The organism is Pseudomonas sp. NMI760_13, from assembly GCF_021283245.1.
GTDB classification, from domain to species: Bacteria; Pseudomonadota; Gammaproteobacteria; order Pseudomonadales; family Pseudomonadaceae; genus Aquipseudomonas; species Aquipseudomonas peradeniyensis.
The window spans coordinates 1-11,855 of record NZ_JAJSRC010000055.1; the positions used below are offsets into that span (position 1 = coordinate 1).

The 11,855-nt window shown below is 52.3% G+C and carries 12 protein-coding genes and 2 pseudogenes; 2 read left to right on the forward strand and 12 right to left on the reverse strand.

What is annotated here, in order from left to right:
- Window positions 1-219: 219 nt before the first annotated feature.
- Window positions 220-3,033, reverse strand: a pseudogene (locus LU671_RS28760) (Tn3-like element IS1071 family transposase); the annotation flags it as partial.
- A 61-nt stretch (window positions 3,034-3,094) separates the two neighbouring features.
- On the opposite strand from LU671_RS28760, the gene LU671_RS28765 reads away from it, so the two are divergent.
- Together LU671_RS28765 and LU671_RS28770 are read left to right on the forward strand one after the other, a co-directional pair.
- Window positions 3,095-3,277, forward strand: a complete 183-nt coding sequence (locus tag LU671_RS28765) for a hypothetical protein (protein WP_442964156.1) — start codon at window positions 3,095-3,097, stop codon at window positions 3,275-3,277.
- A gap of 6 nt (window positions 3,278-3,283) precedes the next feature.
- Window positions 3,284-3,619, forward strand: coding sequence for a hypothetical protein (locus LU671_RS28770; RefSeq protein ID WP_046661254.1), 336 nt, complete (start codon window positions 3,284-3,286; stop codon window positions 3,617-3,619).
- Between the two features lie 4 nt (window positions 3,620-3,623).
- Here LU671_RS28770 and LU671_RS28775 read toward each other — a convergent pair whose 3' ends face one another.
- From LU671_RS28775 to intI1, 11 genes and pseudogenes are all read right to left on the reverse strand, one after another.
- The gene (locus LU671_RS28775; protein ID WP_311183250.1) at window positions 3,624-3,935 is read right to left on the reverse strand and encodes a type II toxin-antitoxin system RelE/ParE family toxin; all 312 of its coding nucleotides are present in this window, start codon (window positions 3,933-3,935) and stop codon (window positions 3,624-3,626) included.
- Window positions 3,931-4,710, reverse strand: coding sequence for an APH(3')-VI family aminoglycoside O-phosphotransferase (locus LU671_RS28780; RefSeq protein ID WP_058199817.1), 780 nt, complete (start codon window positions 4,708-4,710; stop codon window positions 3,931-3,933). The genes LU671_RS28775 and LU671_RS28780 overlap by 5 nt, the downstream gene beginning before the upstream one ends.
- A gap of 299 nt (window positions 4,711-5,009) precedes the next feature.
- A complete protein-coding gene (locus tag LU671_RS28785) occupies window positions 5,010-6,128 on the reverse strand; it encodes an IS1182 family transposase (RefSeq protein ID WP_004907341.1) in 1,119 nt (372 codons plus the stop codon).
- Between the two features lie 110 nt (window positions 6,129-6,238).
- Window positions 6,239-6,526 (reverse strand): CopG family ribbon-helix-helix protein, encoded by a 288-nt coding sequence (locus tag LU671_RS28790; RefSeq protein WP_130114556.1) that lies wholly within the window; start codon window positions 6,524-6,526, stop codon window positions 6,239-6,241.
- 95 nt (window positions 6,527-6,621) lie between these two features.
- The gene (locus LU671_RS28795) at window positions 6,622-6,780 is read right to left on the reverse strand and encodes an acetyltransferase (protein WP_130114557.1); all 159 of its coding nucleotides are present in this window, start codon (window positions 6,778-6,780) and stop codon (window positions 6,622-6,624) included.
- Window positions 6,781-6,791: 11 nt separating this feature from the next.
- A complete protein-coding gene (locus tag LU671_RS28800; protein WP_180101248.1) occupies window positions 6,792-7,082 on the reverse strand; it encodes a hypothetical protein in 291 nt (96 codons plus the stop codon).
- 12 nt (window positions 7,083-7,094) lie between these two features.
- A complete protein-coding gene (locus LU671_RS28805; protein ID WP_232857785.1) occupies window positions 7,095-7,250 on the reverse strand; it encodes a hypothetical protein in 156 nt (51 codons plus the stop codon).
- A gap of 40 nt (window positions 7,251-7,290) precedes the next feature.
- Window positions 7,291-10,257 (reverse strand): Tn3-like element TnAs3 family transposase, encoded by a 2,967-nt coding sequence (locus LU671_RS28810; protein WP_001138064.1) that lies wholly within the window; start codon window positions 10,255-10,257, stop codon window positions 7,291-7,293.
- 2 nt (window positions 10,258-10,259) lie between these two features.
- On the reverse strand, window positions 10,260-10,820 hold the full coding sequence (locus LU671_RS28815) for a recombinase family protein (RefSeq protein WP_000147567.1): 561 nt from the start codon (window positions 10,818-10,820) through the stop codon (window positions 10,260-10,262).
- A gap of 125 nt (window positions 10,821-10,945) precedes the next feature.
- Entirely contained in the window at window positions 10,946-11,296 is a 351-nt protein-coding gene (locus tag LU671_RS28820) for a DUF3330 domain-containing protein (RefSeq protein ID WP_000454193.1), read from the reverse strand.
- A gap of 202 nt (window positions 11,297-11,498) precedes the next feature.
- A pseudogene (gene intI1, locus LU671_RS28825) lies at window positions 11,499-11,855 on the reverse strand (class 1 integron integrase IntI1); the annotation flags it as partial.

Consider the following 11,855-nt stretch of genomic DNA (forward strand, 5'->3'; position numbering starts at 1 on the left):
GCGCAGCCCGTTCCAGATAGACCGTGTTCCACAACACGACGGCAGCCGTTACCAGATTGAGGCCGCTAGCCCGGTAGGGGTCTCCTCGTTTTCAGTGCAATAAGTGACGGTACGAAAAGCTAGCACTGGCGCGGAGGTGGTGTTGGTAGATCGTTGATTTCATTGACTTTCCTGTTCACTTTCAAATCTGCGATTCGTGGCGTCAAACCGTGGTCGGTTTCATCCATTGGTGCCAGTTATCGATGCATTTGGCCGCGAAGGCAGGATTTGGTCAGCATAGCGGTCAACCGGGAAGCGAAACACACCCCGCAAGTTGATGCTCTCCAGCCTGGTGGGCGCAATCTTCCCGATCAGTTCCGGTGGAATGACCTGGCGGCGGTTCGACCAGCGATCCAGGACCGCCTGCATCTGTGAGGTATTCCACGCCATCACGATGTTGGCCATCAGGCTCAACGCATCGGCCACAGCCTGCATTTCATCGACACGTTTGGCCTGCGCCGGGCTGATCCGGCCGGTATAAATGGCGCGCTTGAGGGCGTTAACAGCCTCGCCCCGATTGAGCACCCGGCGCAACTCGTTCCTGAAAGCGTCCTTGACAAAGTAGTCAGCCAAAAACGCCGTACGCAGCAACCGCCCCAATTGCACGCCAGCCTCATAGATTGGATCGCCCTGGGCGGCAGAACCGAACCGCGCAAGAGCTGCCACCGCACTGGCATGTCCGCTCATGACCGAGGCTGCCAGGTGCACCAGACTATCCCAATGCTTTTCGATCAAAGCGACGTCGACATTGGCTTCGCACACCGCAGCGATTTCTGCGGGCACTTTGGTGCCGCGTGGCACAAAGAGGTGGCGCTGTTTGAGTTCCTTCAACCGCGGGCAAAGATCAAAACCAAGCAAACGGGCATGTGACATGGCAAAGTCGGTGTAGCCATGGGTATCCACAGCAAGCTGGCTGGTCTCCAGCTTTTCTTGGCGGATGACACCTTCAATGGCCACGCCCGCCTGGCGCTCATTGAGCACAAAGGGCTGCGCATGGAAGATGCCCCACCGGTCTTTTACATGGGAGTAGATTCCAATGGAAGGTGTGTTGCGCCGAGGATCAAGCCGGGCTTGCCACACCCGTTTGGTGGTCTCCATGGTCATCATGTCAGAAGATGCCAAATCGGACCGCCCCCAGGTGGCGGCAATCGGGTGTCGCTGCATGAATTCCAGCACAGCCTGGCAGGCCTGGCTCAGACGCCGTTCGTCCCGCGCCCAGCGCATGGCCTGGCGAATGCTGGTGGCAGACAATTGCGGAATCATGCGCGCGCATTCGACCGCAGTCAGACTGGTGCCGTGGGCCATGATGCCGGCATAGACCATCAGCAGCTCGTCGGTAGAGCGCGGCTCACGTCCGAGCATGATCCAGCTAAAGCGCACCTGGGCGTCAACGGCCAGAATCACTTCCGGCAATTGAACCTCACCGATGCGGTGATCCAAAGCCGCGCGCAGCTTGGTCACTTCTGGGTCTTCGTCCTCTGCGGGCAATGGCGACAAATGGAGTTCATCATCCACGCGCAGTACGCCACTGCGGGCTGCAGCGGCCACCGCATCGACACCGGCAGTTACTCTGGCCAGCAAAGGCTTCAAGAAAGTGGCAGCCTTGCTGGGTAACGATAGACGGGCATAGTGTTTCTTGGACTCTGCCTGCCAACGCTCGTCCGTGAAGAACAAGCGCGCACGACCCCGAAAGCTCAGGCTGTGCTCAATCCAGACCGAGCCATTGCGCACCGCGCGGCGCAGGGCAAACAGGGTGGCCACCTCCAACGCCTGAAACGCCCGTTCCCGGTCTGGGCTGGAGATCGAAACCTGCCAGATCATTCCCAGACTTGGTGCCACCACTTCAACTGGCAGCTTTCTGGATCCTTTGAGATATAAAGCTTGCAGCTTGGCAAGGTACTCGATGGCAGGATGCTCGCCGGTGGCCTGCCAGGGCAGCTTTGCAATGGCGACGAGCAACGACCGCACGGGGCGAATTCCATCAATCAATCCCTCGCGGACCAGGGAGGCCCTGCTCGGTGGTTTGCGTTTCTGGGTTTCGGTGATCAAGGCTTCAAGACGGGCACGCAACTCAGCATCTGGCACCGCACCTTGCGCGCTCAAGGCAACAAGTTCGCCGAGCAGCGTTTTGTACATTGCGGCCCAATTGACGGTAGCGGGGACATCGGCGGCAGCCTGACGCCACAGATCGGCGATCCGGCGCTGCACCATAAGGATCAACTGGTCTGTGGTGGTGAACAGGCAATACCGAAGAAAGCATGCGACCTCCACGGTGCGCGCTGGCTCTTTGATCTTGGCTCCGGCTGAGGGCGGCCTGGAGACAAGTCGGCGCGCGTAGCGGCGCAAGATGAGATCGGGGATGTCTGCCAGGTGCTTATGAACGTCCAGCGTGTAAAGCAGGTCGATGCGCTCCAGTACCTCGCTGATTTGGCGGGTTGAGTGTTTCGCCGGTGCAGCCCATAGCCAACTCTGCTGGGTTTGTCCATCTGGGCGCAGCTCTGAAACTGAGGCTCGCCAGCGATCAAGTGTTGCTGGATCAACGCTGGCGGCGATGGCGGTGCCTGTTTCAACTTCAAGCTGGGCAAGTGCCGCCGCAATCAGTGTCCGAATTGCCCGCTCGTGCACGATCACCAGCTTGTTCTTGTACAGCCATTGACGCGCCCGCACGAGTAGCTGATCGCGGTCGGCGCAGCGCGCCACTTCGTCGCGCAGTTCACGTACCAGTGAGCGGCGCTGGTGCTCGCTCATCCACTGGAATCCAAGGACCGTGCAGGCTACTTGTTGGTGATCGAATAGCGTGCGCCCGCGTTCATACATGGCTCTCAGCGAGGCGACTTCTGGTGCTGCAATGCCAAGCTCGTTGCCAAGGTGGCGCCACAAGGCTACTGGAATTACCCGAAAGGCACCGAGCAAACGCCCACTCATGCGCAGGAAACCAATATGGAGCGCCAGACCAAGCTTGTGGGAATCACCTCGGCGTGCATTGATTGCGTCTAAAATTGAAAAACTGATTGATCCAAAGCGCGACACTAATACTCCTGATTTTTTTATCCAAATGACCGATGCACAGCGCCATCTATTTGCAAATAAAATGTCTGAAATTCCCGAAATGTCTAAGTATTCACAAGGAACCGAAAGCTACCAACAGTTTGCTATTCGTATTGCAGATATGCTTTTACAACCTGAAAAATTTAGGGAACTTTATCCAATCTTAGAAAAAGCTGGATTTAAGAGATAAAAAACAATGAATAAAAATACTTTTATCAAAAAATTCTTAGAAACTTATGTAAATACAACCACAAATCACCCTGATGAATCATACGACCACATAGATTTTGATGTAATGATTAGTCCCAAATATGAAAATAGAAGCTGTATTGCTGTATTTTCAGGTGATCATGGAATATTCCCGATTATTTTAGAAATAACAGATAACCCATACCATATGGAACTTGGATATATTGATGTCTTTCTAATTTCAAATAAGCCAGTCAGAAGAAGTAAAAAGCAACGTGACTTATTGAAGTTAATTATGAAATATCTACAAGAAAATAGTTTGCTGAAATTTAGTCATGACTAAATTTTCAAGAAATTTGTTGTGATGTATGTAAAACCCTCAAAATACGCACATTTTCAGTAATGTCATACACCACAACATAGTGAGGATGAACAACTAACTCTCTTGTTCCTTTTTTCTGTCCAGTTCTCCCCATGAGATTATTATGAGCAAGCAAACTAACTTTTTCCCGAATTAAATCATCCAATTCAATTGCAGCAATTGGATTTCTTTCATCAAGATAATCATAAATTCTTTCACGATCTTGTTCTGCATCTACGGTCCAAAGAATCGACGTAAAATGACAATTAAGTATTTTTAGAAAATGCTTGGAATCAATTCAATTCATCAAGTTTTAAAAAATAATTCCTTTTGTCAGGTCTATCATTTTTTAAATGCTTTAAAAATATTTTAGCAGTTTCCTCCGATGCATCCTCTCTTAGGCAACGTTCAACAAAGGATATATCTACAAACTCATCTGCTAACCCAGCACGGCCAAGATCTAAAAAATAAATTTCATTGAATTTATCTATAAAAATATTACTATCCGTGATATCGCCATGAGAAAAAACCAATCTTTCTTCAACACGAGTCTCATTTAACTCATTCCATAGACTTAGGTAAGTTTTATGGTCTCCCCATAATTCAGCGTCAAAATCATCTTGATCTATATCATCAAGGAGTTGGTTATCAATAAAAAATTTTGACTCTTTTAACCGATGATCAATGTTTGAAATAAATGGACAATCAATAATAGCAATTGAATTTAACAGATTGAGTACCTCCTTATAGATAGCAAGCAATTCTTGGTCTGTTAAAAAAAGCGCTGAAATTGGTTTTGCATTGATCGCTTTAGTGATCATGAATTCAAACTGCTCATCCTGAAAAGTCATGATGAGTTCAGGCACCTTTAACTTCTCAGAGAGCCAACTCAACATTTTCGCTTCACGAGAAACACTGTATGTGGTCGCTGTATATAAAGTGCTAGATCGCTTAAGAAAAAAAGTTTCATTATTTCGATTAAAAGAATAAACATCCGATGGCGACTGACCAATTTTATTTGGCTCTAAAACGCTGTTTCCAATAAATTGTTGAATAATATTGGGCAATTCCATCAAGCTTTCCTTTTATTCAGTATTAAAAACCCCGCAAATGCGAGGCCTAGTAAATAGATGATCTTAATTTGGTTCACTGTAGCAAAAATATGGCTTATTCCCTAGAAGAACTTGCAAAATTATTGTCCCAGCCGACACAGCTGTAGCTCCTCTTAAAAAAGAGGCTTTTTTTTAATCAAACCCGAGTTGCGCTATGATTTTAGGGATCAATCATCTTGTTTCTCCATATCTTAAACAAGCTGATGCGTTGACCTGTGTCAAATATTCAATCATTAAGCACTTAATCAATTGCCTTGTCGTCACCTCAAAAGTCGCATCAATTGATCGGCTGTTTGAGCAATCAAACCAAACATCAAATGACTCATCACCTTAGCGTGACCTCGATAATAAATCACCCGACCGCCAAACTCATCCTTTAAACGGGCATTACTGCGTTCAGCACTGCTACGGGTTTTATATCGCTGTGCTTCCGCTTTGCAAAATTCTATTTTTTCACCCTGACGCTTGTTGTGATCAATCAACGGAACACGACCTCTTGATCTCACAAACTCTCGAATATCCGTACTACAATAACCTGCATCCATCAGCTCATAACATGCCGTAACACGCTGTTCACTCATCAACGATAACGGCAGGGCAACACGACTATCATGAACGACCGCACCCGTCAGATAAGCACTGATCACTACACCACAACATGCTGTATCTAAATGAAGCTTGTAGCCTTTGGTACTCTCAGAATACCCTTTTGAGTTCGTTTTTGTGCCAACAGAACAGCCCGTAGGTAAATCTCGGAGCATTTCAGGAAGTGTCTGTGTGAGTTGAATCTGAATGGCAGTTAATATTTTAGTGGTCAAGGTCTTAGGCGAGTTGAATGCAGGGCGACCTCGTTTTTTGGCAGGCGGTTTTACAACAGGAGGGAGAACTATTTTCTCAACACCTTCGCGTGCTGGAATCATGGTTGCATCACGGCTAATATGACCGATTAACGTATCCGCAAGATTGGACTTCACCATCTGCTCATGAACGCGAGTGGTTAGTTTACGCGCTGCAAATTCAGCAAAAACACGGCTAAATGTCCCTTCGCTGGGTAGTTTTTTATACAGATTGAAGCCGCAAATTCGCCGCAATCTACGATCAACTTCTAGGCGTTCAATCAAGCCCCGTGTGGTGACGATACCAAGTTCAGCTTTTGCAATAAAGGCACATGCCAAAGCGCAGCGGTCAGCAGGAGGTCTTCCCACAGCACACCCTTGATATTGGTATACCAAGGATTCGATGTCACTCCACTCGAGCACACGAATAATGCGTTCGAGCTTTGAGCTGATGCCGTCTAAATCGGCTGCGACTAAAGGAATAAGTTCGTATTGTAAGGCTTGAAACCGTTGTTTGAGAAAAGGGCTTAATGTAGTATTCATGCTGTAGATGTTAGGGTGTTGGTTTAGAAGCTCATTTTAACATCTACAACTTTTTTCAAAAAATGTTAATTCAGGCTGTTTGTGGAGTTTTGCAAGTGCCTCAATCTTCATTATTTATTAGCAGCCAATCGTGCCAAGGTTGCAGCTCGTTTTGCTGCGAACTTTGCTTCTACGTCCTCATGCGAAATAAGATTTCCTGCATTCGCTTGGTCTAAGCCAATTTGGACTTGTTGTTGAAACCATGCATCATAAGATGCGGCTTCCTGTTGCTGTTTGACAAAATCACGCATGAAATCACGTAATAATTGCGCTCCACTACGATCAAGACTTTTAGCAAAACTAGAAAAATCTTGTTTTAACGATTCCTCGACTCGGAATGTGAAAGTTGCTTCAGACATGGTATCCACTCCAATGTGTTACATTTGAAATCTAATATAACACAAAGTGAATTAATTGGTTGAGATACCAATCTCAATAACCTTTTCTGTATCCATCACATATCAGCCAACCGTTTAAAGGTTTTTTCATGTCGGATTAGAATCTTTTTGGTCAGTAATCTGACAAGTTTTTCGCCCTCTATCCCTGTCAAATCAAGCTCTTTGATGGGTTTAATCTTGGGACGATCAACAATTTCAACGCCATATTTTTTCATTCTATATATTCCTAAAAATAATAGAATTTCAAACTAAGAAAAACGGCTGAAAGTATTGCTGTTACTACAATCCCACCAACTTTGTTGCCTAGCCGATTCTTGGAGAAAAGGAAAAATCCCACTCCAACCAACATGAAAAAACCAACAAACAAAGAGATTCGGGCTTGTGATGGCTCAATTTTAAATATTGCACCCATAGCTAATTCGAAAAAAATCGCCATGGCAAAAAAGACAGTAAAAGCCAAGCCAGCCACGATAAAACTGATTTTAAAATCTTTAAAAAACACATCACTTTTCTGCATAAAACTTACTTCTCAATTAACAATTTTAAAAACTAGACCCATTCCAACAATCACGGTCACTAATAATATTTTCAGCCAAAAGTTAGTATTTTTAGCCTTTAAAACATCCTGTTTAAGTGCTTGCTCTGACTTTGAAAATTTATCTATCTCGGTTTGAATCGTATCCATATATTTTGGGGTCGTCTCAGAAAACGGAAAATAAAGCACGCTAAGCCGGTTGCAGAGGCCGTAGCGGCCTGAACTTCCCCGCGCCGATCTTGGCGCTGCTGCGCCATAGGTAATCACCGGTCAGGTTGATGTGCTCCCAGCCGAGTGGCGACAGGTACTGCAATAGCGAGTCATCGACGGCATGACCATTGCCGCGCAACGCATGCGCCGCACGCTCCAGGTAGACCGTGTTCCACAGCACGATGGCCGCCGTCACCAGGTTGAGGCCGCTGGCCCGGTAGCGCTGCTGCTCGAAACTGCGGTCACGGATTTCACCAAGGCGGTTGAAGAACACGGCACGGGCCAGCGCATTGCGCGCCTCGCCCTTGTTCAGCCCGGCATGCACGCGGCGGCGTAGCTCGACGCTTTGCAGCCAGTCGAGGATGAACAGCGTGCGCTCGATGCGGCCCAACTCGCGCAGCGCGACGGCCAAGCCGTTCTGGCGCGGGTAGCTGCCGAGTTTCCTGAGCATCAGCGAGGCCGTCACCGTGCCCTGCTTGATCGAGGTGGCCAGCCGCAGGATTTCGTCCCAATGGGCGCGGACGTGCTTGATGTTGAGCGTGCCGCCGATCATCGGCTTGAGCGCGTCATAGGCGGCATCGCCCTTCGGGATGTAGAGCTTGGTGTCGCCCAGGTCGCGGATGCGCGGCGCGAAGCGGAAGCCCAAGAGGTGCATCAGGGCGAAGACGTGATCGGTGAAGCCCGCCGTGTCGGTGTAGTGCTCCTCGATCCGCAGGTCGGATTCGTGGTACAGCAGGCCGTCGAGCACGTAGGTTGAGTCGCGCAGGCCGACATTGACCACCTTGGTGTGGAATGGCGCGTATTGGTCGGAGATGTGGGTGTAGAAAGTCCGTCCTGGGCTGCTGCCATATTTTGGGTTGATGTGCCCCGTGCTCTTTGCCTTGCTAGCGGTTCGGAAATTCTGTCCGTCCGATGATGATGTGGTGCCATCGCCCCAGTGCCCGGCAAAGGGATGCCGAAACTGAGCGTTGACCAGTTCAGCCAACGCTGTCGAGTACGTTTCGTCGCGGGTATGCCAGGCTTGCAGCCAAGCGAGCTTCGCGTAGGTCGTGCCGGGGCAGGACTCGGCCATCTTGGTCAGGCCCAGGTTGATCGCGTCGGCCAGGATCGTGGTCAACAACAGGTTCTTGTCCTTGGCCAGATCGCCCGATTTCAAGTGCGTGAAGTGCCGGGTGAAGCCCGTCCACTCATCGACTTCGAGCAGCAGTTCGGTGATCTTGACGTGCGGCAGGACCATGGCTGTCTGGTCTATCAGCGCCTGCGCGGTGTCGGGCACCGCCGCATCCAGCGGCGTGATCTTCAAGCCCGACTCGGTGATGATGGCATCCGGCAGGTCGTTGGCTGCCGCCATGCGGTTGACGGTGGCAAGTTGTGCTTCCAGCAGCGTCAGCCGCTCATGCAGATATTGTTCGCAGTCGGTGGCCACGGCCAGCGGCAATTCGCTGGACTGCTTGAGGCTGGTGAACTTCTCGGGCGGTACCAGGTAGTCCTCGAAGTCCTTGAACTGGCGTGAACCCTGCACCCAGATGTCGCCCGAGCGCAGGGAGTTCTTCAACTCGGACAGCGCGCACAGTTCGTAGTAGCGCCGGTCGATGCCGGCGTCGGTCATCACCAGTTTCTGCCAGCGCGGCTTGATGAAGCCGGTCGGTGCATCGGCTGGCAGCTTGCGGGCGTTGTCGGTGTTCATGCCGCGCAGCACCTCAATGGCATCAAGCACGTTTTTGGCGGCGGGCGCGGCCCGCAGCTTGAGCACGGCAAGGAATTCCGGTGCATAGCGGCGCAGGGTGGCGTAGCTCTCGCCGATGCGATGCAGGAAATCGAAGTCATCGGGTTGCGCGAGCTTCTGCGCCTCGGTGACGCTCTCGGCAAAGGAATCCCAGGACATGACGGCCTCGATGGCGGCAAACGCATCGCGGCCTGATTGCTTGGCGTCGATCAGCGCCTGACCGATGCGCCCGTACAGACGTACCTTGGCGTTGATGGCCTTGCCTGACGCCTGGAACTGCTGCTGATGCTTATTCTTGGCAGCGTTAAACAGCTTACCCAGGATGCGGTCGTGCAGGTCGATGATTTCGTCGGTGACGGTGGCCATGCCCTCGGTGGCCAGCGCCACGAGAGTGGCGTAGCGCCGTTGCGGCTCGAATTTGGCCAGGTCGGCGGGTGTCATCTGGCCGCCCTCGCGGGCAATCTTGAGCAGGCGGTTCTGGTGAACCAGCCGCTCGATGCCGGTAGGCAGATCGAGTGCCTGCCATGCCTTGAGGCGTTCGATGTGTTCCAGCATATGCCGCGAATTTGGCTTGGCCGGAGACTGGCGCAACCAAGCCAACCAGGTCGTCTTGCCGTTGTCCCGGCGCTTGAGCAGATCGTCGAGGCGGCGGCGATGCGCGTCCGCCAGTGGTTCGGCCAAGGCGTCGTAGATGCGCCGGTTAGCACGGGTGATCGCCTCGGCACTCGCCCGCTCGACGGCGTTGAGGGCGGGCAGAATGACCGACTGCCGCCGCAGGTGCCCGATCAAGGCGCTGGCCAGCACGATGCCTTTGTCGGTTTGCATCGCCAGCTCGGTCAGCATCTGGACGGCCTGCCGGTAATGGCTCATGGTGAAGGGCCGGAAACCGAACACGGTTTGCAGCTCGCTCAGGTGCTCGCGCCGGGTCTGCTCCCGCTGGCCGTACTCGTTCCAGCTTTCGACGCCGACCTTGAGCTGGTCGGCGACCAGCTTCAACAAGGGCGGGAACGGTAGTTCATCGACGCCCAGGATGACGCCGGGAAAGCGCAGGTAACAGAGCTGCACCGCGAAGCCCAGCCGATTGGCTGGCCCGCGCCGCTGTCGGATGATCGAGAGGTCGGTATCGTTGAATGTGTAATGTCGGATCAGGTCGTCCTTGGAGTCCGGCAACGCCAGCAGGCTTTCCCGCTCGGCGGCGGACAGGATGGAACGACGTGGCATATTTACTGATCCGTTCTCAAGTATTGATACAGGGTTTCGCGACTGATTCCGAATTCACGAGCAAGCTTGGTCTTTTGCTCGCCAGCCTCGACACGTTGGCGCAGTTCGGCAATACGCTCAGACGACAGGGATTTCTTCCTGCCACGGTAAGCCCCGCGTTGCTTGGCGAGCGCAATACCCTCGCGCTGACGCTCGCGGATCAGGGCGCGCTCGAACTCGGCGAACGCGCCCATCACCGAGAGCATCAGGTTCGCCATCGGAGAGTCTTCGCCAGTAAAACTGAGGTGTTCCTTGACGAATTCGATATGCACGCCGCGTTGTGTCAGCGTTTGCACGATCCGGCGCAAATCATCGAGATTGCGCGCCAGGCGATCCATGCTATGCACCACCACGGTGTCGCCGGTGCGGGCGAAGCTTATCAGCGCTTCCAGTTGCGGACGCTTGACATCCTTGCCGGATGCCTTGTCGCTAAAAGCGCGATCAACCTTGACGCCTTCCAGTTGCCGTTCCGGGTTCTGGTCGAAGGTGCTGACCCTGATATACCCAATGCGCTGTCCAGTCATGGAATTCCCTGCAAAATGTCAGGGAAGACTCTATGACCTTCAACGAGATATGTCAATAAATTCAAAATTCAATCCTATCCTGACGCAATTTACACATGGCATCTGACATCAGGTTAGGGTATGCCTCAACCTGACGGCGGCGAATCACAAGCGTCCGGTTTGACGCTGGTTTCGGTCGCAGTGCTGGCCCGCGCCTGGAAGCGCTGATAGCACTCCAGCCCGCAGAAATGCTCCACGTACTCGGCCCCTTCCGGCGTGAAGGCGGCATCGAGCGGGATTTCCTTGCAGCACACGCAGCAACTGGTGCTCGGTTCATTGGCGTTCATGGTGGTGTTCCTCCATTGGTTGACGAAGCCGACGAAGGCCGCCGCCGGCATCGGCCTGGCGAACAGGAAACCCTGCACCGTGTCGCAACCCGCCTGCCGCAACCACGCAAGGCAGTCGGGTGTTTCCACACCCTCGGCTACCACCTCCATTGTCGTTTTCAGAAGACGGCTGCACTGAACGTCAGAAGCCGACTGCACTATAGCAGCGGAGGGGTTGGATCCATCAGGCAACGACGGGCTGCTGCCGGCCATCAGCGGACGCAGGGAGGACTTTCCGCAACCGGCCGTTCGATGCGGCACCGATGGCCTTCGCGCAGGGGTAGTGAATCCGCCAGGATTGACTTGCGCTGCCCTACCTCTCACTAGTGAGGGGCGGCAGCGCATCAAGCGGTGAGCGCACTCCGGCACCGCCAACTTTCAGCACATGCGTGTAAATCATCGTCGTAGAGACGTCGGAATGGCCGAGCAGATCCTGCACGGTTCGAATGTCGTAACCGCTGCGGAGCAAGGCCGTCGCGAACGAGTGGCGGAGGGTGTGCGGTGTGGCGGGCTTCGTGATGCCTGCTTGTTCTACGGCACGTTTGAAGGCGCGCTGAAAGGTCTGGTCATACATGTGATGGCGACGCACGACACCGCTCCGTGGATCGGTCGAATGCGTGTGCTGCGCAAAAACCCAGAACCACGGCCAGGAATGCCCGGCGCGCGGATA